Origin of the sequence: Stenotrophomonas sp. NLF4-10 (assembly GCF_022359915.1) — a bacterium.
GTDB lineage: Bacteria > Pseudomonadota > Gammaproteobacteria > Xanthomonadales > Xanthomonadaceae > Stenotrophomonas > Stenotrophomonas daejeonensis.
This window is the reverse complement of the sequence record NZ_JAKSEE010000003.1, coordinates 290,491-316,703: the sequence shown is the minus strand read 5'-3', so window position 1 is coordinate 316,703 and position 26,213 is coordinate 290,491. Positions and strand designations below refer to the sequence as shown.

Sequence of the window (26,213 nt, the reverse complement as noted above, 5' to 3'; positions counted from 1 at the left end):
CCACCGGGAAATACCGCTTGCTCCGCTTCATGCCGGCATCATCCCCGATCGCGGGCATGCCCGCGCCGGCGCGGGACGGTTCCGCCTGAAACCCTGCCGCCAACCCCCGTCCCTGTTAGGATGAACCGGTTTGACCGCGCCGTGCGGTCGTGCCGAATTCCTCCCCTCCCACCACCGCTACGAGTACCGCCGTGTCCTTCTTTGCAAACGTGGAACAGGTGCCCGGTGACCCGATCCTGGGTCTGACCGAGGCCTACAACGCCGACAGCCGCGCCACCAAGGTCAACCTTGGCGTCGGCATCTACTACGACGAAAGCGGCCGCATCCCGCTGCTGCGCGCGGTCAAGCAGATCGAAGAGCAACTCGCCGCCGAGGCCAAGCCGCGCGGCTACCTGCCGATCGACGGCCTGCCGGCCTACACCCGGGCCACGCAGGAGCTGGTATTCGGCGCGGGTTCGGAACTGCTCGCCGCCGGCCGTGTCGCCACCACCCAGACCATCGGTGGCAGCGGCGCGCTGCGCGTCGGCGCCGACCTGCTGAAGAAGCTGCTGCCGCACGCCACCGTGGCGATCAGCAACCCGAGCTGGGAGAACCACCGCGCGGTGTTCGGCGCCGCCGGCTTCGAGGTGGTCGAGTACGCCTACTTCGACAACGCCAGCCACGGCCTGGACTTCGCCGGCATGGTCGCCGACCTGCAGAAGCTGCAGCCGGGCACCGTGGTGCTGCTGCACGCCTGCTGCCACAACCCGACCGGCGCCGACCTGAGCACCGAGCAGTGGCAGCAGGTCGCCGCGCTGCTGAAGGACCGCCAGCTGTTCCCGTTCATCGACATGGCCTACCAGGGCTTCGACAAGGGCATCGAGGCCGACGGCCAGGCAGTGCGCATCGTCGCCGAGGCCGGCATCGACAGCTTCATCGTCGCCAACTCGTACTCCAAGTCGTTCTCGCTGTACGGCGAGCGCGTCGGCGCGCTGTCGGTGGTGGGCCCGAACGCCACCGCGACCAAGGCCGTGCAGTCGCAGGTCAAGCGCATCGTCCGCACCATCTATTCCAGCCCGTCCACCCACGGCGCGGCGCTGGTTGCCGGCGTGCTGGGCAGCACCGAGCTGCGCGGCCTGTGGGAAGCGGAACTGACCGAGATGCGCGAGCGCATCCACGCCCTGCGCGCCGGCATGGTGCAGAAGCTGGCGGCGCTGGGCGCGCCGGAGTTCGGCTTCATCCAACAGCAGGCCGGCATGTTCTCGTACTCGGGCCTGAGCAAGGCGCAGGTGGACCGGCTGCGCGACGACTACGGCATCTACGCCGTCGGCACCGGCCGCATCTGCGTGGCCGCGCTGAGCCAGAACAACCTGGACTACGTGGCCAAGGCGGTTTACGAAGTCAGCCGCGGCTGAGCCGGTCGCACTGCTGCAGCGAAAGCCCGGCGCAATGCCGGGCTTTTTGTATCTCGCAGGTGCGGGGCTTGCCCCGCACACGGCCTTCGCGGGAGAGCCCGTGCCGGGCAAGCCCGGCACCTACCGAGCACCCGTCCTTTCGGGACATTTCCTGGCTCGTATTCGCAAAGACCCGGACAACCCGCGACAATGGCGCCCCTTTCCCGAAGGCAGCCACCGTCCATGTCGCGCACCTCGTTGACCCGCTTCCTGATCGAAGAACAGCACGCCGGCCGCATCAACGCCGACCTGCGGCAACTGGTGGCGGTGGTGGCCCGCGCCTGCACCAGCATCTCGATCGCGGTGAGCAAGGGCGCGCTGGGCGGCGTGCTCGGCGACGCCGGCACCGGCAACGTGCAGGGCGAGGCGCAGAAGAAGCTGGACGTGATCTCCAACGAGATCCTGCTCGAAGCCAACGCCTGGGGCGGCCACCTGGCCGCCTGCGCCTCGGAGGAGATGGACCACAGCCAGCCGGTGCCGTCCGAATACCCGCACGGCGACTTCCTGCTGCTGTTCGACCCGCTGGACGGCAGCTCCAACATCGACGTCAACGTCTCGGTCGGCACCATCTTCTCGGTGCTGCGCGCCCCGGCCGGCGTGGACAAGCCCGGCGACGAGCACTTCCTGCAGCCCGGCACCCGCCAGGTGGCGGCCGGCTACTGCATCTACGGCCCGAGCACGATGCTGGTGCTGACCGTTGGCCACGGCACCCACGCCTTCACCCTGGACCGCGAAACCGGCGAGTTCGTGCTGACCCAGCGCGGCATGCAGGTGCCGGCGGACACGCAGGAGTTCGCCATCAACATGTCCAACCGGCGCCACTGGGAAGTGCCGATGCAGGGCTACGTGGGCGACCTGCTGGCCGGCCGCGAAGGCCCGCGCGGCAAGGACTTCAACATGCGCTGGATCGCCTCGATGGTGGCCGACGTGCATCGCATCCTCACCCGCGGCGGCATCTTCATCTACCCGTGGGACCGCAAGGACCCGTCCAAGCCGGGCAAGCTGCGGCTGATGTACGAAGCCAACCCGATGGCGATGCTGATCGAACAGGCCGGCGGCGCGGCCACCGATGGCCGCGAGCGCATCCTCGACATCGAGCCCGGCCAGCTGCACCAGCGGGTGCCGGTGTTCCTCGGCTCGCGCAACGAAGTGGCCGAAGCCACCCGCTGCCACCGCGAGCATGACGCGCGCAGTTGAATTGCCACGTTGCCGTAGATGCGGGGCTTGCCCCGCATGGAGCCCTCCCGGTGAATCCCCGTGCCGGGCAAGCCCGGCACCTACGTGGGCATGCCAACCTCCGCCCTGCACGATTCAGCCGCGTAGGTCGGGGCTACGCCCCCGACGCTTGATGCCCGGATACACGGAGCGTCGGGGCGTAGCCCCGACCTACGTGAACAGCTCGCCCTGTGGCGAAGGCTTGCGCGGCGGCACCGGCGCCACGAAGCGGCTGCAATCCAGCCACGGCCACTGCTCGCGCGAGGCACTGAAACCCAACCGCTTGCGGGCCAGTGCGAAGCGCCGCGACAGCAGCTGCGCATACACGCCTTCGCCACGCATGCGCTTGCCGAAACTGCCGTCGTAGTCCTTGCCGCCACGCAGCTGGTTGATCGTACTCATCACGTGCTCGGCACGCTGCGGGTGGTGCGCCTGCAGCCATTCGCGGAACAGCGGCGCGACTTCGTACGGCAGGCGCAGCAGCACGTAGCCGGCGCTGCGCGCACCGGCCTCGCGCGCGGCCTCCAGCACCGCTTCCAGCTCGGCGTCGTTGATCCACGGGATCACCGGCGCCACCATCACCCCGACCGGGATGCCGGCCTCGTGCAGCCGGCGCATCGCGCGCAGCCGCGCATGCGGGGCCGAGGCGCGCGGTTCGAGTCTGGCCGACAGGTGCGGGTCCAGCGAGGTCACCGAGAAGTGCACGCTGACCAGACGCTGTTCGGCCAGCGGTGCCAGCAGGTCGATGTCGCGCTCGACCAGCGCGTTCTTGGTGATCAGCGAGAACGGGTGCCGGGTTTCCAGCATCACCTCGATCAGCTGGCGGGTGATGCCGAGCTTGCGCTCGATCGGCTGGTAGGCGTCGGTGTTGATGCCCAGCGCGATCGGCTTGACCACGTAGCCGGGCCGGGCCAGTTCCTTGCGCAGCAGTTCGGCGGCGTTGGTCTTGGCGAAGATCTTCGTCTCGAAATCCAGTCCCGGCGACAGGTTCAGGTAGGCATGGGTCGGCCGCGCGAAGCAGTACGAGCAGCCGTGCTCGCAGCCGCGGTACGGGTTCACCGACTGGTCGAAGCCCACGTCCGGCGAGGCGTTGCGGCTGATGATGCTGCGCGCGGTCTCGGCGCGCACGTCGGTACGCAGGCGCGGGGCGGCGAATTCCTCGCCCTCCGCGGCCATCCAGCCGTCATCGACCGCTTCGCTGGTGCGGGTTTCGAAGCGGCCGGGCAGGTGGCTGCTGGCTCCGCGGCCCTTGATCGGAATGGGTGTCGGCATCGGCCCACGCTAACGCGGCGCCGTCGCAGATGCAGCGACGCGGCGTTCAGGCTGGCCCGCACGGCATCCGCAAACCGGTGGCGGAGCTGGCTAGAATCGCCGGCATGCGCGACTTCCTGCACACCCTGTGGGCCACCGTGTCGGCCATTCCGCACCTGGCGCAGATACTGGCGGCCACCTACGTGGCCTACCTGCTGTTGCTGGCCTGCTACATCGTGCTGCAGAAGCGCGAGCCGGTGGCGACGCTGAGCTGGATCCTGTCGCTGGCGGCGCTGCCTTACCTGGGCCTGTTCGTGTTCTACCTGTTCGGGCCGCAGCGCATCGTCCGCCAGCGGCTGCGGCGCGGGCGCTCGCGCGAGGGCATGGAGGCCTACAGCGCGGTCTGCCCGCCGGACGCCGAATGCACCGAGCTGGCGCGCGTCGGCCAGGCCACCACCGGGCTGCCGCCCAGCAGCGCCACCGCGGTCGAGTGGCTGGTCGACGGCGCGACCACCTATGCCGCCATCCTCGACGCGGTGGCCGGCGCGCGGCGCCACGTCAACCTGGAGTACTACATCTTCGAGCCGGACCATGCCGGCACCGCGCTGCGCGACGCGCTGGCCGAGCGCGCCCGGGCCGGGGTGAAGGTGCGCCTGCTGCTGGACGCGGTGGGGTCCTCGCGGATCCGGCGCCGCTTCCTGCAGCCGCTGCTCGATGCCGGCGGCGAAGTGGTGTGGTTCCATCCGCGGCAGCTGCTCAAGCCGTTCAAGCGGCCGTGGCTGAACCTGCGCACCCATCGCAAGCTGGTGCTGGTGGACGGCACCCTGGCATTCACCGGCGGCATCAACATCACCGATACCGAGGACGAAAGCCGCCGCGCCGACGCCTACCGCGACCTGCACATGCGCATCACCGGCCACGTCGTGCGCAGCCTGCAGCTGGTGTTCCTGGAGGACTGGATCTACGCCAGCGGGCAGGGCAGGGCGCATTTCGACCGCGAGGACCTGTTCCCCTCGGACATGCCCGGCCGCGAGGACGGCACGATCCAGGCGCAGGTGCTGGTCTCCGGGCCGGACTCGTCGTGGGAGGCGATCCACCGCATGCACGTGGCGGCGATCCAGGAAGCCAGCCGCCGGGTGTGGCTGGTGACGCCGTACTTCGTGCCCGGCGAGGCCGCGCGCATGGCCTTGACCTCGGCCGCGCTGGCCGGGCTGGACACGCGCCTGCTGGTGCCGCGGCGCAGCGATTCGCTGTTCGTCACCCTGGCCGCGCGCTCGTATTTCGACGAACTGCTGCAAGCGGGCGTGAAGATCTACGAATACGGCCCGCGCATGCTGCACACCAAGGCCTTCATCGCCGACGACGACACCTGCATCGTCGGCAGCGCCAACTTCGACCACCGCAGCTTCCGCCTGAACTTCGAGCTGTCGATGCTGTACCACGACCGCGGCCTGACCGCCGCGCTGGAAACCCTGCTGGAACAGGAATTCGCCCGTGCCACCCCGGTACAGCCGGAGCGCCAGCGCCCGCTCTGGCGCCACCGCCTGCCGGAAGCCTTCGCCCGGCTGGCCTCGCCGCTGCTCTGAACCACGCCAGTCGCAACGCATGCAGCACGGCGGCCGGCGCCGCTAAACTGGCAGCCTTGCCGGGAGGTACCCATGTACTGGTTGTTCCTGCTGTTCGCCATCGGCGCCTTTTTCTTTGCCCTGACCACTACCCACGCCGGCTTGCTGTGGCTGGCGCTGCTGGCGGCGCTGGCCTGCCTGCTGCTGTGGGTCCGCGGCCTCTACCGCGCCCGTACCGGCGACGCCTTCACCGCCACGCCGCGCGCCCTGCACCCGGCGGAACTGCAGGCGATCCGCGAGCAGCTGCGCGCGAGCGCCGCCCCACCTTCCTCCAACCCGCCGTCCGAAGGACAGCCGCAGCCATGACCCGCCTGAGCGTCAACGTCAACAAGATCGCGGTCCTGCGCAATTCCCGCGGCGGCGGCGATCCGGACGTGGTGCGCGCGGCGATGACCTGCCTGCGCGCCGGCGCGCACGGCATCACCGTGCACCCGCGTCCCGACCAGCGCCACATCCGCGCCGACGACGTGCTGATGCTGTCCGAGCTGACACGCCAGCACGACGTCGAGTTCAACATCGAGGGCAACCCGTTCGCACCGCCGCGCCCCGGCTATCCCGGCCTGCTGCCGCTGTGCGACCAGGCCCGCCCGGCGCAGGCCACGCTGGTGCCCGACGGCGATGGCCAGCTGACCTCCGACCACGGCTTCGATTTCCAGCGCGACGGCGCACGCCTGCTGCCGCTGATCGCGGCGCTGAAGGACTATGGCTGCCGCGTCAGCCTGTTCGTCGACGCCGGCAACCCGCACATCGCCCGCGCCGCCGAACTCGGCGCCGACCGCATCGAGCTCTACACCGGCCCCTATGCCGAGGCCTTCGCCGCCGGCAAGACCGATGCGGCGGCGGTGTTCGCCGCCGCGGCACGCCGCGCGCAGGCCGCCGGGCTGGGCGTCAACGCCGGCCACGACCTGTCGCAGGCCAACCTCGGCCATTTCCTCGCCGAAGTACCGGATGTGCTGGAAGTCTCCATCGGCCACGCGCTGATCGGCGAAGCCCTGTACGACGGCCTGGAAACCACCGTGGAACGCTACCTCGGCATCATCGAATCCGGCACCTGAACCCGCAGCAGCGGCAGGAATGGCCCTGTGGCGACCGGGCTTTGAGGCAGAACCCCGGTCGCGACTGGCGTCGCTCCTGCGAAAGCAGTGTCACCAGCGCCATATTGGTAACGAACTACCCGCAAATCCGGTCATCCGAATAAAAAACGCCCCCGGCAAGCGGGGGCGTTTCCAGTCGCGTCATGACTTGGTCTTGCGTTATTGCACGAAGCCGATCTTCTTCATCTGGGCGTTCTTGGCCTGGGCCAGGATCTTGGCCATGACCTCGTACTCCGAATCCGGATTGGCGTCGATGCGAAGTTCCGGCTGGTTGGTCGGATCCTTCTGTACTTCTTCTTCCATCTTCTGCTGCAGGTCGGCCACGTTCACCGGACTGTTGTTCCAGTAAACCTGGTTGCTCGCGTCCACCCGCAGGTCGATCGGCGGCGGCGGCTCACGCGTCACCGGCGGCGGGTTGAGCACGCGCTGCGGCAGGTCCACGGCGATCGGGTAGGTCATGATCGGCGCGGTCACGATGAAGATGATCAACAGCACCAGCATCACGTCCACGAGGGGCGTGACGTTGATGTCGGCCATCGGGCCCCTGCTTCCACCACTACTGAATGCCATCGCTTATTGCCCCTTTTCTTTGGTGGCAACGAAACCGACGTCCAGCATGCCCTGGCCCTGCGCGATCTTGGTCACTTCGTTGATCACGCTCATCTTGGTGGTCTTGTCACCACGCAGGTTCAGCGGCGGCTGCGGCGTCTGCTGGGCCGCCGTGGCGAAGCGCGACTCCAGGGTCTCCTTGGAAACCTCTTCGTCGTTCCAGTAGAGCGTGCCGTCTTCCTTGACCGCCACCGTGATCGGGCCGGCACGCTTTTCGGCGTCGTCCGGATCGATGTTCAGGTTGGCCTCGGGAAGCTCCACCTTGACCTTGTGCGACATCAGCGGCGCCGTGATGATGAAGATGATCAGCAGCACCAACATCACGTCCACGAGGGGCGTGACGTTGATCTCGGACATCGGGCCGCTGCTGTTACCACTACTGAAAGCCATAACGGGCTCCGTCTATATCTCGTTGCTAGGACTGCTCTGCCTGCGGCTCAGCGGACGCGCGAGCCGGTGGCGAAGAAGTCGTGCAGATCGTGCGCGAAGGTGTCGAACTTGCTGACGGTCGCGCTGTTGATCTTGCTGAAGAAGTTGAAGGCGAACACGGCCGGGATCGCGACGAACAGACCGATGGCGGTCATGATCAGCGCTTCACCCACCGGGCCGGCAACGGCGTCGATCGAGGCAGAACCGGTGGCACCGATCTTGATCAGCGCGCCGTAGATGCCCCACACGGTACCCAGCAGGCCGACGAACGGAGCGGTCGCGCCGACGGTGGCCAGCAGGATCATGCCACCCTGCAGACGGTTGGATTCGCGGGTCACGGCCTGGCGCAGGGCGCGGTCGACGAACTCCGAACGGCTCAGGGTCTCGGCGGCACCGGCCTGCTGGTGGTGCGCGGCGGCCTGGGCGGCGTCCAGGGCGATCTTGGAGAACGGCTCGGAAGCCGGCTGCTCTTCCATCGCACGGATGGCGTCCTGGGCATTGGCGGCGTCCCAGAACAGGCCCGGCACGCGGTCGGAAGCCGACTTCAGGCGGGTGGTGCGGAAGATGTTGATGACGGTCCAGTACCAGGACATGGCCGACATCAGCACCAGGGTCAGCAGCACGACCCAGGAAACGGCGAAGTCGCCCGGCTTGGAGGTCATTTCGTGGATCAGATGCTCGAAGCCCATCTGCGAGAGCGCGTTGTTTGCGTTGCCCCCGGCAGCAGCGGCGATGAAGAGTTCCTGCAGCATGACGCTTACCTTTGTTGTGTGTGGTGTTGAAGGGTGTAGCTAGATCGAACGGTTCCCGGATGGCGGCCGGTGGGCCGCCAATGGGATCAGCTCAGCGCAAAGTTGACCGGGACGCGGACGCGGCCAGCCGCCTTCTGTCCATTGATGATGGAAGGGTTGAACTTCCACTTGCGTGCCGCATCCATTGCGGCGCGATCGAGGTCGCGGTTACGGCTGGACTTCTCGACAGACACATTGGTGACGTTGCCGTTGGCATCGACATCAATGATCAGGATCACCTCGCCCTGGATGCCGGCGCGGAAGGCGGCCGGCGGGTAGCGCGGGGGATTCATGTTCTTGGACGAGATGTCGACGCTGGCCTGGATGTCGGTCGGCGGGGCCGGCGGCGACGGCGGGGCCGGCGGCACCACGATGTCCGACTCGCGCGGTTCCGGCACGTCCACCACCGGGGCTTCCGGCGGCGGCGGCAGCGGCGAGGGCTTCGGCGGGGCCAAGTTCTTCACCGGCGGCGGCGGGGTGTCCTGCGGCGGCGGCGGCGGCGGCGGCGGGGGTGGCGGCGGCGGAGCGTCGACCAGCGTGACCATGACGTTGCGTTCCTTTTCCGCGGCGGCCTTCGGGGCCACGGCGGGGATCAGGAGCATCATCAGGGCTGCCAGATGGAGTGCGATTACGAAGGCGATGCCGACGATCCGGGGCCAGCTCAGGCCTGTTTCCTTCTCGCCGTCATACCTGTGGTGGAAAACCAGTTGTTCCGTCATGCGCCAAGAACTCGTTAGTGGGGTCGAGGCACCACTGTTCCGGCACCCCCTGATTCAGCGGTGCATGACACCGCAGGAACCTCCAAGCTTATACCAATCCTGAGCGGCTGCGCATCACGTATGCAGCTGTTCAGGCGTTATTCGTGCTTACTTCAGATTGATGATCTTGTTCGCGTCCGCCGGATTCTTCAGCCCCCCCTTGGCCAAGGCGTCGCGGGCAGCCTGCTTGGCTTCGGGGATGCGTCCTTCGGCATGCAGCACGCGTGCCAGGTTCAGGTAGGTCTCGCCGTTGCTGGAAAGCGGGGCCGCCTTCTGCCACGCCTCGATCGCCTGCGGGATCTGGTCGCTGTAGTAATAGGACTGTGCCAGCGCCAGGTAGACGTTGTAGTCCGGCTTGAGGATGCCCTTGCCCAGGCCCTCGTTGATTACCGCGATGACGTCCTTTTCCTTGTTCTCGGTGTTGGCGTAGATCGAGTACAGCTGCTTGTACTCGCGCTCCTCGGTGAGCTGCCCGGCCGTGCGCAGCTGGTCCATCACCGCCGCGGCCTTGTCCATCTGGTCGGCCTGCATGTACATGCTGGCGAGGTTGATCTGGCTCTTCTTGTCCGCCGGGTTCCTGGCGACGAGCGCCTCGGCTTCCTTGACCGCTTCGGCGGTCTGGCCGGCTTCGGCGTAGGAGGCCATCAGCAGCTGGTTCCAGCTGTCCTTGGGTTCGCTCGAAGCGGCGATGGCGGCCTTCAGCACCGGGATCGCCTCGGCGTATTTCTCGGTCTGGTACAGGGCCTGGCCCTTGATCACCAGTTCCTCGGGCTTGTTCGACTTGGACTCGGCGAAGTACTTGTCCAGGTTGGCCAGGCCTTCGTCGTACTGCTCGTCCTGCAACTGCAGCTGGGCCAGCATCAGCAGCGCCTGGTAGTGGCCGTTGTTGTCCAGCTGGTTGAGGGTGATGGCCTGCTGCAGGTACTGCTTGGCGCCGGCGTTGTCGTCGAGGTTGTAGGCCGCCTGCGAGGCAAGCTGGTTGGCCACGGCCTTGTCGTAGTCGTTGGCGGCGGCATTGGCGATGATTTCGTCGGCCAGCGTGCGAGTTTCCTCGAACTCCTGCTTGTTGTAGGCGGAGAACAGCTTCTGCAGCTTGCCGCCCATCTTCGAGGAGGACTTGGCCTTGGGCTCTTCGCGGGTCGCTTCCGGATACAGGACCTCGGGCTTGTCCGAACCGCGGTTGCGGCGCTCGCTGGAACGGTCGGCCGAACGCGACTGGGCGACGGCATCGGCAACCACCACGCCACCGAGCACGGTCGCGACGAGGACGGAGAGCAGGGCTTGCTTGTGGCTGCGCGAAATCATGGGGTCACCTCTTTGAAACCGCCGGGGCGGTGCAGGGAACGGACGGTCTGGAAAAACGTAGCCGCCAAACGTAACAGAAAAATTTTGATGGAGAAATCACTTGTGATGCTGTAGTGCATCACTGTCCGGCAGCTGAACGGCATGCCCGCCGGTCATCCGCAACGCGGTGTCCGCCCGGCTTGCCGCGCCTGCCGGTACACGGGCTGCAGGGCCGGAACGTCGCGCTGCAGCTCGCGGATGCGGTTGGCCGGGTCCGGATGGGTGGAAAGCCATTGCGGCGGGCGTGCACCGGCGGCAGCGGCCATCATGTTCTGCCACAGGTTCACCGCTTGGGCGGGATCGAAGCCGGCCTGTGCCATCAATCGTTGCCCGACTACATCGGCTTCGCTTTCCTGGGTACGTGAACCGCGCAGAAGCAGCACGGGAGCAGCCGTGCCTCCAAGCTGGCTGACCGTATTACCCGCGCCTTCGCCATAGGCGACGCCTGCAAGGGCGCCGACGATCTGCACGAGGCTGGAGGCCCCCATCTGCTGGGTGATGCGCTCTTCGTGGTGGCGCGAGATCACGTGGCCGATTTCGTGGCCGATCACCGCTGCCAGCTGGTCCTGGTTCTTCGCCACGCTGAAGATGCCGCTGTTCACGCCAACCTTGCCGCCGGGCAAGGCAAAGGCATTTGGTTCTTTATCGACGAACAGGGCGGTTTCCCAACGTACGCCGCGGTATTGCTGCGGCAGTTCGGCCACCAGCGCGTTGACCACGCACTGCACGTAGGCGTTCTGCTTGCCGTCGCGGCTCAATGTCTGCTTGGCCTTGGTTTCGGCGAAGGCCTGCGCGCCGAGCTGGTCCAGCTGCTGCTGCGACACGCCGCCCATGACCTGGCGGCGGCCGGTGGGCGAGGTGGTGGTCGCGCAGGCCGCCAGCATCAGCACGATGACGACGCCGGACAATGCGGATTTCATTGCCATTCCCCCCTTGTCATGGCTGCAGTGTGCGAAGGGCCGGCTTAAATTTCCGTGATTTCAGCCCTGGCGCCGGAGCGTGCGTTCACTGCAGGCCGAAAAGCACCAGCGCCGCCAACGCGATGGCGTTGTTCAGCGCATGCGCGGCCACCGCGGCCCACAAAGTGCCGGTCCTGCGGTACAGCCACGCGAAGGCGGCGCCCATGCCGCCGTAGACCAGCCACAGCTGCAGGATTTCCGCCGGGCCATTGCCACTGGTGCCGGGGATTTCGTGGATCAAGGCGAACGCGGCGCTGCTCAGCACCATGCCCAGCCACGGCCGGCCGGCGGCCCACAGGCGCCCGAACAGCACCCGCCGGAACAGCAGTTCCTCGTAGGCCGGCGCCAGGAACACCGCGAAGGCGACCAGGAACAACGGGTAATGCGCCACTGCCTGCTCCATCAACGGCAGGTTGGTCGGGGCCGGCTCGATGCCGAGCTGCTTGCCGATCCAGGCGATCAGGCTGCTGCCGGCAAACACGCAGGCCGCCACCAGCAGGGTCCAGCCCCAGGTGGAAACCCGCCGCGCGGCCTGCCCGGAGGCGGTCCGCTCGGCTGCCGCAGCGCGGCGGCGCCAGAAATACAGCAGCAGGGCGGCGCCACCGGTGGAAACAAGCGCCATCAGCAGCTGCGCGAGGGCACCGGGGGTGCCCATCAGCTTGGCCACTTCCTGCGCCGCGGGGGCGCCGGCGCCGCTGCGCGCGGCCTCGATGCCGACCTGGATGCCGCGCCACATGCCCCAGGCCAGGCCGCACAACAGGCTCAGGCCGAACAGGGTCGCCGCGGCGATCAGCAGGTCCAGCCAGAAAGCGGCCAGCGGTGAAGCCGGGCGTGGAGCGGCGGCAGGCGGGAGCGGGGTGGGGATCGGGACCGACGGGGGAGCGGACATCGCAAACCTGTGCAGTGGCGGCGGGCGGACACGAAGAACGGCAGGAGAGCCGTCCTCACGGCAAAACCGCCCGAAGGGTGGCGCACAGGAATGTGCGCCATGAAAACGGGCGCCGCAGGATGCAGGCGCCCGCCTTGACCGGCCGATTGTGTCAGATATCCAGGTTCATCACCTTCAGTGCGTTGTCCTCGATGAAGTCGCGGCGCGGTTCGACCACGTCGCCCATCAGGGTGCTGAAGATCTGGTCGGCCTCCACCGCGTCCTCGATCCGCACCTGCAGCAGGCGGCGGGTATCGGGGTTCACGGTGGTGTCCCACAGCTGCTCGGGGTTCATTTCGCCCAGGCCCTTGAAGCGCTGGATCTGGCGGCCCTTCTTGGCTTCCTCCATCAACCATGCCTGCGCCTGGGCGAAGCCGGTGACCCCGGCCGAGCGGTTGCCGCGGTTGATGGTGGCGCCTTCGCGGATCAGCCCGTGCAGCAGCTGCGAGGCCTGGTGCAGCGGGCGCAGTTCGCCGGATTCGAACGCGGCCAGCGGCAGCACCTGGATGTGCTCCTCGCCCATGTGGCGGCGGGTGACCAGCACCGCGGCCGGGCGCTGTTCGTTCGGTTCCTGCAGGGTCAGGGTGAAGCGCGGGGTGCCGAGGCTGCCCTGGTTCAGGCGGCTGGCCAGCGCGTCAAGACCTTCCCCGGCGGCGGCACTGCGCAGGTGCTCCAGGTCCATCGGGGTGAAATCGACCAGCGCTTCAAGCAGGCTGCGGTCGTAGCGGTGGGCATTGCGGTCGATGGCGTCCTGCGCGGCGGCGTAGGTCATCAGCAGCTTTTCCAGCGCCACGCCCTCGATCGGCGGTTCGCCCGCGGCCGGCACCAGCGCGGCGTTTTCCACCGCGCTGTTGGCCAGGTAGGCGTCCAGCGCCGGGTCGTCCTTCAGGTACAGCTCGGTCTTGCCCTGCTTGATCTTGTACAGCGGCGGCAGGCCGATGAAGACGTGGCCGCGCTCGATCAGCTCCGGCATCTGCCGGTAGAAGAAGGTCAGCAGCAGGGTGCGGATGTGCGCGCCGTCGACGTCGGCGTCGGTCATGATGATGATCTTGTGGTAGCGCAGCTTGTCCGGGTTGTACTCGTCGCGGCCGATGCCGGTGCCCAGCGCGGTGATCAGCGTGCCGACCTGGTCGGAGGCCAGCATGCGGTCGAAGCGCGCGCGCTCGACGTTGAGGATCTTGCCGCGCAGCGGCAACACCGCCTGGTTCTTGCGGTTGCGGCCCTGCTTGGCCGAGCCGCCTGCGGAGTCACCCTCGACGATGAACAGTTCGGACAGCGCCGGGTCCTTCTCCTGGCAGTCGGCCAGCTTGCCGGGCAGGCCGGCGATGTCCAGCGCGCCCTTGCGGCGGGTCAGGTCGCGGGCCTTGCGCGCGGCCTCGCGGGCGCGGGCGGCGTCGACGATCTTGCCGGCGATGGCCTTGGCTTCGTTCGGATTTTCCTGCAGGAACTCTTCCAGGCGCGCGCCGAAGGCACTTTCCACGGCCGGGCGCACGTCCGAGCTGACCAGCTTTTCCTTGGTCTGGCTAGAGAAGCTCGGGTCCGGCACCTTCACCGACAGCACCGCGATCATGCCTTCGCGCATGTCGTCGCCGGTCAGGTTGATCTTGGCCTGCTTGGCGATGCCGTTCTGCTCGATGTAGTTGTTGAGCACGCGGGTCAACGCGCCGCGGAAGCCGGCCAGGTGGGTACCGCCGTCCTTCTGCGGGATGTTGTTGGTGAAGCAGTACATTGTTTCCTGGTAGGAGTCGGTCCACTGCAGCGCCACTTCCACGGTGATGCCGTTGGACTCGCCGGTCACCGAGATCACGTTCGGGTGCAGCGGCGTCTTCACCTGGGCCAGATGCTCGACGAAGCTCTTGATGCCGCCTTCGTAGTGGAAATCGTCGCGGCGGCCTTCGCCGCGCTCGTCGGCGAGGATGATCTTGACGCCCGAGTTCAGGAACGAAAGCTCGCGCAGGCGCCGTGCCAGGATCTCGTAGTGGAATTCGACGTTGTCGTTGAATGCCTTCACCGACGGCCAGAAACGCACGGTGGTACCGCGCTTGGTAGTGGTTTCCAGCTGCTGCAGCGGGCCGAGCGCGGCGCCGTTGCTGAATTCCTGCTGGTAGTGGAACCCGCCCTGGTAGATATCCAGCAGCAGCTTCTGCGACAGGGCGTTGACCACGCTGACGCCGACGCCGTGCAGGCCACCAGAGACCTTGTAGCTGTTGTCGTCGAACTTGCCACCGGCGTGCAGCACGGTCATCACCACCTCGGCGGCGGACACCTCGCGGCCGAGCTTGGCGCTCATCTGCGCGTGCTTGCCCACCGGGATGCCGCGGCCGTTGTCGGATACCGATACCGAGCCGTCGGCATGGATGCGGACTTCCACGTTGTCGGCATGGCCGGCCAGGGCTTCGTCGATGGAGTTGTCGACCACCTCGAACACCATGTGGTGCAGGCCGGTGCCATCGTGGACATCGCCGATGTACATGCCGGGACGCTTGCGGACCGCCTCCAGGCCTTCCAGTGCGGTGATGCTGTTGGCGTCGTAATTGCCGTTGCTGACCGGGGTGTTCTGTTCTTCGCTCATCGCGCTTGCCGTTGCTCCACGGGTCACGTCCCGGTTTTCAGGCCGGGGCGTGGGAAAGAGGGGATTGCGCCAAAATTATACCAGCCGGGCCGTTTGCCGCCGTTCGGGCTCATTCGGCGGGCTGGATGGCGCCATGTTCCACGTGGAACACACTCGCCGCTCGCAGTTCTTCTTCCAGCGCGGTGGGTAGTTCGGTAGCGGTGATGAAGACCTGCGCTGGCGTGGTCGCCAGACGCCGGATCACCCGCTGCTGGTGCTGGCGGTCCAGCTCCGCGCCAAGATCGTCCAGCGCGATCACCGGCCATTCGCCGCGTTGGTTGGCATAGTCATCCGCCTGCGCCAGCAGGCAGGCCAGCGCGGTCAGCTTGGCCTGGCCGCGGGACAGGGCCTCGCGGCCGGGGATTTCGGCGTAATCGACGTTCCAGTCGGCTCGGTGCGGACCCACCGAGGTATGGCCGATGGCACGGTCGCGGTCGCGGGACAGCAGCAGCGCATCGGCCAGCGACATTTCGTGCCGGCGCCAGCCCGGTTGCAGTTCCAGCCCCTGCAATTGCAGGCCCGGCGCCAGATCCGCGGCGATGGCGATGGCGCGTTCCTGCAGGCGTTCCAGGTAATGCTGGCGGCGCGAAGTCAGCGGCACGCCGGCTTCTGCCAGTTCGTGATCCCACGCATCGAGCTGCCGCGGCGCGGCACCGGCCTTGAGCAGGGCATTGCGCTGCTTCAGGGCGCGGGTATAGCGGCGCCACAGGGGAAGGAAATCAGGTTCCACGTGGAACAAGCCCCAATCGACGAAGCGACGGCGGGGCTCGCTGCCACCACTGACCAGCGCATGGCTACCCGGCTCGAACGTCACCACCGCCAAGGCCGCGCACAGGCTGCCCAGTTGGCCGACGTCCTCGCCATCCAGCCGTCCTTTCCAGGCTTGGCCTGCATGGCGCAGGCCGGCACGACGGACCCGCTCCGGCGAACCGGGGGCGCCCCGTTCCTGCCATTCGACGAAAACATCCAGCGCTTCGGCTCCCTTCTGCACCAGCCCGTCGCGGACCCGGCCACGAAAGCTGCGGCCATAGGCCATCAGGTGCAGGGCTTCGAGCAGGCTGGTCTTGCCCGCACCGTTGGCGCCTGTAATCAGGTTGATCCCCGGGCGTGGCGCCAACTCCACCGCGTCGAAACGGCGGACTCGATTCAGGGCGATACGGACGATATGCATTGACGCTCGAAGCAGGACGCACCACCGTGGCGGGCAGGCGGGCAGCTTAAAGCATTCCCTCGCATGGCCGGCGACAGTCCTGTCGGGGTATGCCGACGCTCCCTTGCGGGACGCCGGACAGGCGGGAACAAGCGGTGACGACGTTCTGGAGGAACTGTGGATAAAGTTCGGCGTTTCCGGGCACCGGGGACTTGTCCATGCTTATCCACACGCATATACCCGGTTTTTCAACGGGGTTTCGAGGCAACAAAAGTCAATGAAAACAGATACATGACTTGGTTTTCCCTGAAATCTGCGCCTACCAGCATCATCAGGCTTTTGATTTATTCCCAGATTTGAAGCATTGCCGGGCATCCCGGATAGTTGACCGGGCAATCCAATCGCCATTTCGCATGGCGTGTGCCCTGCCCACGAAAAAGCCCGGCAATGCCGGGCTTCTCCATGTTCCACGTGGAACCGAGTCAGAGCCGCAGCGGCATCACCACATGACGCGACTTCTCGCTGCTGGCTTCACGCACCAGCGCCGACGAATTGGAATCGCGCAGCTGGATGACCACATGCTCGTCGCGCAGCGCCGACAGGGCATCGAGCAGGTAGTTCACGTTGAAGCCGATGGCCAGGTCGCTGACCTCGGTTTCGGCCTCGATCTCTTCCTGCGCTTCTTCCTGCTCCGGGTTGTGGGCGCTGATCTTCAACTGGCCCGGGCTCACTTCCACGCGCACGCCGCGGTACTTCTCGTTGGACAGGATCGCCGCACGCTGCAGCGAGGCGCGCAGGCTCTCGCGGTCGACCTTCACCTCGCGGTCGGCGCCGATCGGGATCACCGCTTCGTAATCCGGGAAGCGGCCATCGATCAGCTTGGAGGTGAAGGTGACATCGTCGCGTTTCACCCGCACGTGGCTGCGGCCCACTTCCAGCTCCACCGCGCGGTCGCCGCCTTCCAGCAGGCGCTGCAGCTCGGTCACGCCCTTGCGCGGCACGATGATCTGGCGCTTGGAACCGGTGCTGTTCTCCAGCTCGGTTTCGCACAGCGCCAGGCGGTGGCCGTCGGTGGCAACGCAACGCAGCAGCTGGTCGCGCAGGTCGAACAACAGGCCGTTGAGGTAATAGCGCACGTCCTGCTGCGCCATCGCGAAGGCGGTGCGCTCGATCAGTTCCTTCAACGCCGATTCTGGTACCACCACGCGTTCGGTGGCTTCGACTTCATCGACCGACGGGAAGTCGTTGGCCGGCAGCGTCGCCAAGGTGAAGCGGCTGCGCCCGGCCTGTACGGTGATCTTCTCGCCGGTCTGCGACACGGTGATGCGGCTGCCATCGGGCAGGGCGCGGATGATCTCGAACAGCTTGCGTGCCGGGATCGTGGTTTCGCCGTCCTGCGCATCCTCCACGGCGATGCGGGAGACCATTTCCACTTCCAGGTCGGTGCCGGTCAGCGACAGCTGGCCGCCCTGGACCTGGACCAGGAAATTGGCCAGAACCGGCAGGGTCTGGCGGCGTTCGACCACGTTGACGACCTGTGCCAACGGCTTGAGGAAGGCTTCGCGCTGCAATGTGAAACGCATGTGGTTTCGTGCCCCTATGCTTTGAAGATATGGGATAAATCAAAAGCCTGGTGGTGCTGGTAGAGCCGGATTTGGTTCAAAACACACCCAAGTATATGTTTTAAAAGGGTTTAATTGCCTCGAAACCCTCTGCATTACTGGTACCGGAGCGGTGGGAAAAGCTGTGGATGGTTTTCGCCCCGCTGCAAGGCGCAATTTTATCCACAGATTCTCAAGCGTCTGCCCCCGAATCATGCACCGTTTTGTGCGATGACGCCTGCGTGGCGCCGATGCATCATTCCCCGACCTTCCCGCCTGTCCCTTCCGCTTTCCCGATGACTCACTCGCTCAACTTGCGGATCAGCTTGTCCCAGTCCTCGCGGAGCTTGCCGTCGGTTTCCATCAGCGTGCGGATCTGGCGGCAGGCGTGCAGGACCGTGGTGTGGTCGCGGCCAGCGAAGGCGTCGCCGATCTCCGGCAGGCTGTGCTCGGTCAGCTCCTTGGTCAGCGCCATCGCCACCTGCCGCGGCCGTGCCAGCGAGCGGGTGCGGCGCTTGGACAACAAGTCCTTGATCTGCAGGCCGTAGTAGTCGGCCACGGTCTTCTGGATGTTGGGGATGCTGATCGCCTGCTGCTGCGCGCGCAGCAGGTCGCGCAGGGTTTCCTGGGCGAACTCGGTGGTGATGGCGCGGCCGGTGAAGTTGGCGCGCGCGGCCAGCGTGTTGAGCGCGCCTTCCAGATCCCGCACGTTGCTGCGCATCTTCTTGGCGATCAGGTAGGCGACGTCGTCGGGAATCTCCGCGCCGCGTTCGCGGGCCTTGGCCAGCACGATGGCGGCGCGGGTCTCGAAGTCCGGCGGCTCGATCGCCACCGACAGGCCCCAGGCCAGCCGCGACTTCAGCCGCGCTTCCAGCCCCTCGACCTCGCGCGGGTAGCGGTCGCAGGTCAGGATGATCTGCTGCTTGCCGTCGAACAACGCGTTGAAGGTGTGGAAGAACTCCTCCTGGGTGCGGTCCTTGCCGGCGAAGAACTGGATGTCGTCGATCAGCAGCGCGTCCACTTGCTGGAACTGGCGCTTGAACTGGTCCATCGCCTTTTCCTGCAGGGCGCGGATCATCGCGCTGAAGAATTGCTCCGAGCGCAGGTACAGCACGCGCGCGGCCGGGTTGGCCTGGCGCATCGCGTTGCCCGCGGCCAGCATCAGGTGGGTCTTGCCCAGCCCGGTGCCGCCGTACAGCAGCAGCGGGTTGTGGGCGCGGTCGCCGGGCTTGGCCGCGGCCTGGAACGCGGCGGCCAGGCCGAGCTGGTTGCTGCGGCCCTCGACGAAGTTGGCGAAGGTGTAGTGCGAATCCAGGTTGCCGTTGAACGGCACCACCGATGCCGTTGGCGCGGCCGGGCCGGCAACCGCGGCCGGCGCTGGTTCGGCCACGCGCGGGCGCGAACCGATCTCCAGCTGCACCTCGGCGACGCCGGCGAAATGGTTCAGCAGTTCACGGATGCGCGGCAGGTAGCGCTCGCGCACCTGCTCGACGATGAAGGCGTTGGGCGCGTACAGCACCATGCTGTCGACGCGGTGGTCGGCCTGCAGCGGCTTCAACCAGGTGTGGACGTCTTCCGGCGGGAATTCCGCTTCGAGGCGTTCGATGCAACGGGGCCAGGCATCCATCAGAATAGTCATCGAAGGCTTGTCGGCAGGGCGCACGAGGCTGCCCAGCCGCGAGCCGGGAAAGGGAAATCGGGATGCGGCAGACTACCATTGCCGGACGGGGGCGGGAATGCTTGTCCCGGCTTTGTTCACAGATCCATCCACAACGCAGCAGGGCGCGCCGTCCGGATGGGCGTGTCGCGGGCTTGACCCATCCGCCGCCGGCCCTATAGAATCGCCGGTTCTTTCCGCCCCATGGATACAGGTGCCCCGATGGCCACCAAGCGCACGTTCCAACCCAGCAACCTCAAGCGCAAGCGCGACCACGGTTTCCGCGCGCGTATGAAGACCGCCGACGGCCGCAAGATCCTGTCGCGTCGCCGCGCCAAGGGCCGCAAAGTCCTCAGCGCCTGATTGCGATGCCGCACCTGGCGGCAGCCGCAATAGTGATCGTGAACACCGACAACCCGCGCAAGCGATTTCCTCGCTCTGCGCGGGTTCGTACGCGTGCCGAATACAGTTCGGTCTTCAACGGCGCCCGCCGTGTGTCCGACCCCCTGATGACCCTGCACTGGCTGAAAGCGGATACTCCCGCCCGGCTGGGCTTGGCCGTGTCCAGGAAGGTCGACGTGCGGGCGGTGGGGCGCAACCGCATCAAGCGCGTGCTGCGCGACGCCATGCGCCATCTCCGGCCCGAATTGGCCGGCGGCGACTACGTCGTGGTCGCTCGTGCGGCGGCCAGAACCGCCGGCAATCCCCAGATCCGTGAGGCGTTCATCCGCCTGCTGCGCCGTGCCGGCGCATTGCCGGCGACGGGTGCGGACGGCACAATGCCGCCGCGCAAGCGCGCCGAACCCTCTTCCCTGAACGCGTCGGGCAACCCGCCCGGTCCAGCCGAGCCTGCCTGCTGATGAACCAGACCCGTGTATTCCTGATTTTCGCCTGGCTGATGGTGGTCGTGCTGCTGGGGATGGAGTGGAGCCGCGAGAAGAACGCGCCCGACCCGGCCAGCGTCGTCGCTGCCCAGCCGGCGGTGCCGGCGTCTGACGATGCCGACCTGGCGCCGCCAGCGGCCGGCAACGTGCCACAGGCCACGGTGCCTGGCCAGGCCGAGGCCGCCGCGCCGGCACCGGCGATGAAAGCCGCCTCCGGCGCGCCGCGCGTCAGCGTCGCCACCGACGTGCTGAAGCTGGTGCTCGACGGCCGCAGCGTGCTCGACGCCGAGCTGCTGCAGTTCCCGCAGACCAAGGCCGCCGGCAGCCCGCCGGTGCGGCTGCTCACCGAGGACAAGGCCCACCCCTACAGCGCGACCAGCGGCTGGGTCGGGCAGGGTGGTTCGGCCGCGCCGGGCGCCAACGGCTTCCAGCCGGCGCAGGCCCAGCGCGACTACGTCCTGGCCGAGGGCCAGGACGAGCTGAAGGTGCCGTTCGTCTGGAACGGACCGGACGGCGTCAGCATCCAGCGCACCTATACCTTCAAGCGCGGCGACTACGCCATCGGCGTGCGCGACGAAGTGGTCAACGCCGGCGGCGCGCCGTGGCAGGGCTACGTGTTCCGCAAGCTCGACCGCGTGCCGACCATCCTCACCCGCGGCATGACCAACCCGGATTCCTTCAGCTTCAACGGCGCCACCTGGTTCAGCCCGGCCGACGGCTACCAGCGCCGCGCGTTCAAGGACTACCTGGAGGACGGCAACCTCAACCAGACCGTCAGCGGCGGCTGGGTGGCGATGCTGCAGCACCACTTCTTCACCGCCTGGATCCCGCAGGCCGACCAGGCCTCGCTGTACCTGCTCTCGCAGAACGGCCCGCGCAACGTGATCGAAACGCGCGGCCCTGGCTTCACCGTCGCCCCGGGCCAGAAGGTCAGCACCCAGGCACGGCTGTGGGTCGGCCCCAAGCTGGTCAACCAGATCGCCCGGGAAGACGTGAAGGGCCTGGACCGCGTGGTGGACTACAGCCGCTTCTCGCTGATGGCGATCATCGGCCAGGGCCTGTTCTGGGTGATGAACCACGTGCACAAGCTGGTCGGCAACTGGGGCTGGGCGATCATCGGCCTGGTGCTGCTGCTGAAGCTGGCGCTGTTCCCGCTGGCCAACGCGCAGTACAAGTCGCAGGCCAAGATGCGCAAGTTCCAGCCGCGCATCGCCCAGCTGAAGGAACGCTACGGCGACGACAAGCAGAAGTTCCAGACCGCGATGATGGAGCTGTACAAGAAGGAGAAGATCAATCCGCTGGGCGGCTGCCTGCCGTTGCTGATCCAGATGCCGATCTTCTTCGCCCTGTACTGGGTGCTGGTGGAGTCGGTGGAGCTGCGTCAGGCGCCGTGGCTGGGCTGGATCCAGGACCTGACCGCGCGCGACCCGTACTTCATCCTGCCGGTGATCAACGTCGCCATCATGTGGTTCACGCAGAAGCTGACGCCGGCGCCGGGCATGGACCCGATGCAGCAGAAGATGATGCAGTTCATGCCGTTGGTGTTCGGCGTGATGATGGCCTTCATGCCGTCCGGCCTGGTGCTGTACTGGGTGGTCAACGGCGGCCTGAGCCTGGCCCAGCAGTGGTGGATGACCAAGAAGCACGGCATGCATCCGTCGCCGGCCAAGGTCGAAACCCCCTGATCCGCGAAAGCCCGCCGCAAGGCGGGCTTTCTGCATCAGGCGCGGGCCGGGCTGCGTTTCCGGTGTACTGCTGCACGCTTGCTCGGGAAGGCTCCGTACGAGGCAAGCCTCGCACCTACATTAGAATCACCGGGCCTTTCGTCGCCGCCTGCGCCCGAGCCCATTCCATGCTTCGTTTCCCCGCATCGTGCCGTCTGCTGTTGCCGGTCCTCCTGTCGCTGGCATTGCCCGGTTGCGGTGACAAGGGGCAGGCACCGTCGCCGCCAGCGGCACCTGCCGCCACTTCGCCGCCACCCGCCGTGGATGGCAGCATCGCCGCCGCGCCATTGCTGGCGGCGTTGCAGGAGCAGCTCGACGACTACCGCCGCATCATCGTGCTGCTGGCCGACGAGGACGCGCAATCCGCGCGCGACCGCGCCACCTCCAGCCGCATCGGCCAGCAGCTGTTCCATGACGGGCTGGAACGGCGCCAGGCCATCGCCGGCCAGTTCGACGCGTTGCTGCGCGATGCCAGCCCGCAGCGCTTTGCCGCCCTTGGCGCGGTGCTGGACTACATCGAATCGGCGCCGGAACTGTTTGACGCCGACCGCCTCGCCTTCCGCGAGGTGCTGCGCGACCTGCACGAACGCATCGGCGCCGATTCCTCGTTGCCGGCGGTGAAGCTGCACCAGCGCATCGGCGAGGACCTCGACGCGCTGGACGAGATCGAGCGCAACTACAACCAGGAAATCACCCGCATCTTCAGCCGCTTCGAGCGCACCCGCGCCATCGCGCTGAAACGCGAGAAGTGGGACGACTACGTCGCCCACCTGCGCAAGCACCACGACCGCGAAGCGATCCTGCGCGATTTCGGCGTGATCGAGCCGTACCCGATGTCGATGAAGGACAGCGAGCGCGAGATCTTCGGCCGCGCGCTGCCGCGCAAGACCGTGGTGCTGACCTTCGACGACGGCCCGCACAAGGCGCACACCGACGAGATCGTCGCCATCCTCAAGCGCTATGACGTGCCCGGCGTGTTCTTCGAGGTCGGCCGCAACCTCGGTGCGGTGGCCGCCGACGGCAAGGTCAAGCTCGGGCTGATGGCCGGCATCAGCCGCCAGCTGATGGCCGACGGCTACGCGGTGGGCAACCACAGCCTTACCCACGCCCAGCTCTCGCGCACCAGCGGCGACGCGCTGCGCCAGCAGGTGCTGGATACCGACGTGCTGCTGCGCCAGGTCGGTGACAAGCGCGCACCGCTGTTCCGCTTTCCCTATGGCGCGCGCAACGCCGAAGGGCTGCAGCTGCTGAACGAGGCCGGGCTGAAGTCGATCATGTGGAACATCGACTCGATGGACTGGGCCGACCCGGTGCCCGAATCCATCGTCCAGCGCGTGCTGGCGCAGGTGGAGAAGGAACAGCGCGGCATCATCCTGTTCCATGACATCCACGACCGCGCGGTCAAGGCGCTGCCGCAGATCCTCGACAAGTTGATCGCCGACGGTTACCAGTTCGCCGGCTGGAACGGCCGCGACTTCTCCGTCAGTCGCCCCCGCAACGCCGCGGCCAGCGAAGCCACCGTCACCACCGGCTACGAGAAATCCTGGGCCATCGTCATCGGCATCGACGACTACGCCAGCTGGCCGAAGCTGGAATACGCCAGCCGCGACGCGCAGGCCATCGCCGACACCCTGACCGGCCAGTTCGGCTTTCCTTCCTCGCAGGTGATCGTGCTGAAGAACCAGCAGGCCACCCGCAACAACATCCTCGCCGCGTTCCACGACCGCCTCGCCGATGGCCGCACGCAGAAGAACGACCGCGTGTTCGTGTTCTTCGCCGGCCACGGCGCCACCCGCCGGCTCGCCTCCGGCCGCGACCTCGGCTACATCATCCCGGTGGATTCGAACCCGGACGAGTTCGCCACCGACGCGATTGCCATGACCGACGTGCAGAACATCGCCGAGAGCCTGCAGGCCAAGCACGTGCTGTTCGTGATGGACGCCTGCTACAGCGGCCTGGGCCTGACCCGCGGCGGGCCGTCCTCGTCGGCGTTCCTGCGCGAGAACGCACGCCGCACCGCGCGGCAGATGCTTACCGCCGGCGGCGCCGACCAGCAGGTGGCCGACAGCGGCCCCAATGGCCATTCGGTGTTCACCTGGGTGCTGCTGCAGGCGCTGTCGGGCAAGGGCGACCTCAACGGCGACGGCCTGATTACCGGTACCGAACTGGCCGCCTACGTCGCGCCGGCGGTGTCGGCGGTATCGCGGCAGACGCCGGCGTTCGGCAGCCTGCCCGGCTCGCAGGGCGGCGAGTTCGTGTTCCAGGTGGCCGACAGCCAGGAGTTCCTCAACGCCGACACCACCCAGCTCTCGGCCGACGCCATCGCCCTGAACCATCGCGTCGAAGCGGTGCAGGGCGGCAGCGAGGCGCCGGTGACGGTGGCCGACCTGCAGGGCGGCAGCAACACGCTGGTGCTGCCGGCGGCGGTGCCGACCTCCGACCGCCAGCGCGCCCAGCAGGCCAACGACCGTGGCCTGCAGCTTTACCGCGAGAAGCGTTACGACGAAGCGGTGGCGCAGTTCACCGAAGCGCTGAAACTGCGCCCGGATTTCGCCCAGGCCGCCAACAACCTCGGCTTCGTCTATTACCGCCAGCAGCGTTATGCCGAAGCGGCGCGCTGGCTGGAGAACACGCTGAAGATCGACCCCTCGCGCGCGGTGGCCTACCTCAACCTCGGCGACGCCTACCTGCACGGCGGCGACAAGGCCAGGGCGAAGCAGGCCTACACCACCTATCTGGAACTGCAACCGCAAGGCAGCGGCGCCAACCAGGCACGCGCGCAGTTGCAGAAGTTGTAGGCATGGACGCCACTTCCAACAGCGACACCATCGTGGCCATCGCCAGCGGCGCGGCGGCCGGAGGCATCGGCATGCTGCGCGTTTCCGGCCCGGCGTCGGCAAACATCGCGCGTGCGCTTGGCTGCCCGGAATTGCGACCACGCCACGCGCATTACGCGCGCTTCCGCGATGCGCCAGGCGAAGTTATCGACGACGGCATCGCCCTGTATTTCCCCGGCCCGCGCAGCTTCACCGGCGAGGACGTGGTGGAACTGCAAGGGCACGGCAGCCCGGTGGTGCTGCGGCAGCTGCTGGCGCGTTGCATCGAACTGGGTGCGCGCCAGGCGCGCGCCGGCGAGTTCAGCGAGCGCGCCTTTCTCAACGGCAAGCTCGATCTTGCGCAGGCCGAAGCCATCGCCGACCTGATCGCCGCCGGCGACGTGCGTGCCGCCCGCGCCGCCCGGCGCTCGCTCGACGGCGTGTTCTCGCGCCGGGTGGAGGACGTGGCCGAGCAGCTGGTGCGGCTGCGCATCCACGTCGAGGCGGCCATCGACTTCGCCGACGAACCGCTGGATACGCTGGGCGGTGCGCAGGTGCGTGCCGGTGTCGAGCAGGCTCGGACGTCGCTCGAACAATTGCGCCTCGACGCCGAACGCGGCCGCAAGCTGCGTGACGGCCTGCACGCCGTACTGATCGGCCCACCCAATGCCGGCAAGAGTTCGCTGCTCAACGCACTGGCCGGCAGCGAGCGTGCCATCGTCACCGACATCGCCGGCACCACCCGCGACACCCTGCGCGAGACCATCCGCATCGACGGCCTTGAACTGGAACTGGTGGACACCGCCGGCCTGCGCGAAGGCGGCGACGCCATCGAGCGCGAAGGCATGCGCCGCGCCCGTGAGGAAATGCAGCGCGCCGACATCGCCATCGTCGTACTCGATGCGCGCGACCCGGAAGCCGGAAAGCAGGCCATCGGCGATGCCGCCACGCAAGCGGCGCGGCAGCTGTGGGTACTCAACAAATGCGACCTGCTGCCGCAGTGGCCGCAATCACTGGGCGAAGACACCCTCGCCATTTCCGCCGCCAGCGGACAGGGCTTGGAACACCTGCACACCCGCCTGCGCGAGATCGCCGGCCACGGGGCCGGCGAAGGCCAGCAAGGCGAATTCTCCGCGCGCCTACGCCATGTGCAGGCCATCATCCGCGCCAGCGAACATCTTGAAACTGCCGCCGCGCAACTGCACCACGACCAACTGGAACTGGCCGCCGAGGAGCTGCGCCTCGCCCATGATGCCCTTGGCGAAATCACCGGCCGCATAACCGCCGACGACCTGCTGGGCCGCATTTTTTCCAGCTTCTGCATCGGCAAATGA

Annotated in this window: 22 protein-coding genes; 10 read left to right on the top strand and 12 right to left on the bottom strand. The window is 67.2% G+C overall.

Features of this window, described 5'->3' with window-relative positions:
• The first annotated feature begins 191 nt into the window (after positions 1 to 191).
• The gene (locus MIC98_RS01500; RefSeq protein ID WP_057640918.1) at positions 192 to 1,394 is read left to right on the top strand and encodes an amino acid aminotransferase; all 1,203 of its coding nucleotides are present in this window, start codon (positions 192 to 194) and stop codon (positions 1,392 to 1,394) included.
• Positions 1,395 to 1,616: 222 nt separating this feature from the next.
• Complete coding sequence (locus tag MIC98_RS01495; RefSeq protein WP_239735060.1) at positions 1,617 to 2,630, top strand: class 1 fructose-bisphosphatase; 1,014 nt, start codon at positions 1,617 to 1,619, stop codon at positions 2,628 to 2,630.
• A 189-nt stretch (positions 2,631 to 2,819) separates the two neighbouring features.
• Here the strand turns inward: MIC98_RS01495 and MIC98_RS01490 are convergent, their stop codons facing one another.
• The gene (locus MIC98_RS01490; protein WP_239735059.1) at positions 2,820 to 3,920 is read right to left on the bottom strand and encodes a PA0069 family radical SAM protein; all 1,101 of its coding nucleotides are present in this window, start codon (positions 3,918 to 3,920) and stop codon (positions 2,820 to 2,822) included.
• 104 nt (positions 3,921 to 4,024) lie between these two features.
• Between MIC98_RS01490 and cls the strand changes: the two genes are divergently transcribed.
• The 3 genes from cls to MIC98_RS01475 all read left to right on the top strand — a co-directional run bounded on the left by cls (position 4,025) and on the right by MIC98_RS01475 (position 6,579).
• A complete protein-coding gene (gene cls / locus MIC98_RS01485; RefSeq protein WP_239735058.1) occupies positions 4,025 to 5,485 on the top strand; it encodes a cardiolipin synthase in 1,461 nt (486 codons plus the stop codon).
• Between the two features lie 72 nt (positions 5,486 to 5,557).
• Positions 5,558 to 5,830 carry a hypothetical protein gene (locus tag MIC98_RS01480; protein WP_239735057.1) on the top strand — a complete coding sequence of 91 codons (273 nt, stop codon included), beginning with the start codon at positions 5,558 to 5,560 and terminating at the stop codon, positions 5,828 to 5,830.
• Entirely contained in the window at positions 5,827 to 6,579 is a 753-nt protein-coding gene (locus MIC98_RS01475; RefSeq protein ID WP_239735056.1) for a pyridoxine 5'-phosphate synthase, read from the top strand. Before MIC98_RS01480 ends, MIC98_RS01475 begins: the two co-directional genes overlap by 4 nt.
• 198 nt (positions 6,580 to 6,777) lie before the next feature.
• Here MIC98_RS01475 and MIC98_RS01470 read toward each other — a convergent pair whose 3' ends face one another.
• The 11 genes from MIC98_RS01470 to dnaA form a co-directional block, all read right to left on the bottom strand.
• Positions 6,778 to 7,188: a biopolymer transporter ExbD gene (locus tag MIC98_RS01470; protein ID WP_057640924.1), complete on the bottom strand. Its 411-nt coding sequence runs from the start codon at positions 7,186 to 7,188 to the stop codon at positions 6,778 to 6,780.
• 3 nt (positions 7,189 to 7,191) lie between these two features.
• A complete protein-coding gene (locus MIC98_RS01465; protein ID WP_057640925.1) occupies positions 7,192 to 7,617 on the bottom strand; it encodes a biopolymer transporter ExbD in 426 nt (141 codons plus the stop codon).
• Between the two features lie 47 nt (positions 7,618 to 7,664).
• Complete coding sequence (gene exbB, locus MIC98_RS01460; RefSeq protein WP_239735055.1) at positions 7,665 to 8,408, bottom strand: TonB-system energizer ExbB; 744 nt, start codon at positions 8,406 to 8,408, stop codon at positions 7,665 to 7,667.
• An 86-nt stretch (positions 8,409 to 8,494) separates the two neighbouring features.
• Positions 8,495 to 9,052, bottom strand: a complete 558-nt coding sequence (locus MIC98_RS01455; RefSeq protein ID WP_239737985.1) for an energy transducer TonB — start codon at positions 9,050 to 9,052, stop codon at positions 8,495 to 8,497.
• A 261-nt stretch (positions 9,053 to 9,313) separates the two neighbouring features.
• Positions 9,314 to 10,510: a tetratricopeptide repeat protein gene (locus MIC98_RS01450; protein ID WP_239735054.1), complete on the bottom strand. Its 1,197-nt coding sequence runs from the start codon at positions 10,508 to 10,510 to the stop codon at positions 9,314 to 9,316.
• 152 nt (positions 10,511 to 10,662) lie between these two features.
• A complete protein-coding gene (locus MIC98_RS01445; protein ID WP_239735053.1) occupies positions 10,663 to 11,469 on the bottom strand; it encodes a M48 family metallopeptidase in 807 nt (268 codons plus the stop codon).
• An 85-nt stretch (positions 11,470 to 11,554) separates the two neighbouring features.
• Positions 11,555 to 12,397, bottom strand: coding sequence for a CPBP family intramembrane glutamic endopeptidase (locus tag MIC98_RS01440; RefSeq protein WP_239735052.1), 843 nt, complete (start codon positions 12,395 to 12,397; stop codon positions 11,555 to 11,557).
• A gap of 151 nt (positions 12,398 to 12,548) precedes the next feature.
• Positions 12,549 to 15,008 (bottom strand): DNA topoisomerase (ATP-hydrolyzing) subunit B, encoded by a 2,460-nt coding sequence (gene gyrB, locus MIC98_RS01435; protein ID WP_239735051.1) that lies wholly within the window; start codon positions 15,006 to 15,008, stop codon positions 12,549 to 12,551.
• Between the two features lie 109 nt (positions 15,009 to 15,117).
• Positions 15,118 to 16,218 (bottom strand): DNA replication/repair protein RecF, encoded by a 1,101-nt coding sequence (gene recF, locus MIC98_RS01430; protein ID WP_057639218.1) that lies wholly within the window; start codon positions 16,216 to 16,218, stop codon positions 15,118 to 15,120.
• A 461-nt stretch (positions 16,219 to 16,679) separates the two neighbouring features.
• On the bottom strand, positions 16,680 to 17,780 hold the full coding sequence (gene dnaN / locus MIC98_RS01425) for a DNA polymerase III subunit beta (RefSeq protein ID WP_057639219.1): 1,101 nt from the start codon (positions 17,778 to 17,780) through the stop codon (positions 16,680 to 16,682).
• A 319-nt stretch (positions 17,781 to 18,099) separates the two neighbouring features.
• Positions 18,100 to 19,425 (bottom strand): chromosomal replication initiator protein DnaA, encoded by a 1,326-nt coding sequence (gene dnaA / locus MIC98_RS01420; protein ID WP_239735050.1) that lies wholly within the window; start codon positions 19,423 to 19,425, stop codon positions 18,100 to 18,102.
• Positions 19,426 to 19,677: 252 nt separating this feature from the next.
• Between dnaA and rpmH the strand changes: the two genes are divergently transcribed.
• From rpmH to mnmE, 5 genes are all read left to right on the top strand, one after another.
• Positions 19,678 to 19,818 carry a 50S ribosomal protein L34 gene (rpmH, locus tag MIC98_RS01415; RefSeq protein ID WP_006404565.1) on the top strand — a complete coding sequence of 47 codons (141 nt, stop codon included), beginning with the start codon at positions 19,678 to 19,680 and terminating at the stop codon, positions 19,816 to 19,818.
• A 38-nt stretch (positions 19,819 to 19,856) separates the two neighbouring features.
• The gene (gene rnpA, locus MIC98_RS01410) at positions 19,857 to 20,315 is read left to right on the top strand and encodes a ribonuclease P protein component (RefSeq protein WP_239735049.1); all 459 of its coding nucleotides are present in this window, start codon (positions 19,857 to 19,859) and stop codon (positions 20,313 to 20,315) included.
• Complete coding sequence (gene yidC / locus MIC98_RS01405; protein ID WP_239735048.1) at positions 20,315 to 22,024, top strand: membrane protein insertase YidC; 1,710 nt, start codon at positions 20,315 to 20,317, stop codon at positions 22,022 to 22,024. Before rnpA ends, yidC begins: the two co-directional genes overlap by 1 nt.
• A 167-nt stretch (positions 22,025 to 22,191) precedes the next feature.
• Positions 22,192 to 24,861, top strand: a complete 2,670-nt coding sequence (locus MIC98_RS01400) for a polysaccharide deacetylase family protein (RefSeq protein WP_239735047.1) — start codon at positions 22,192 to 22,194, stop codon at positions 24,859 to 24,861.
• Between the two features lie 2 nt (positions 24,862 to 24,863).
• Positions 24,864 to 26,213, top strand: a complete 1,350-nt coding sequence (gene mnmE, locus MIC98_RS01395) for a tRNA uridine-5-carboxymethylaminomethyl(34) synthesis GTPase MnmE (protein ID WP_239735046.1) — start codon at positions 24,864 to 24,866, stop codon at positions 26,211 to 26,213.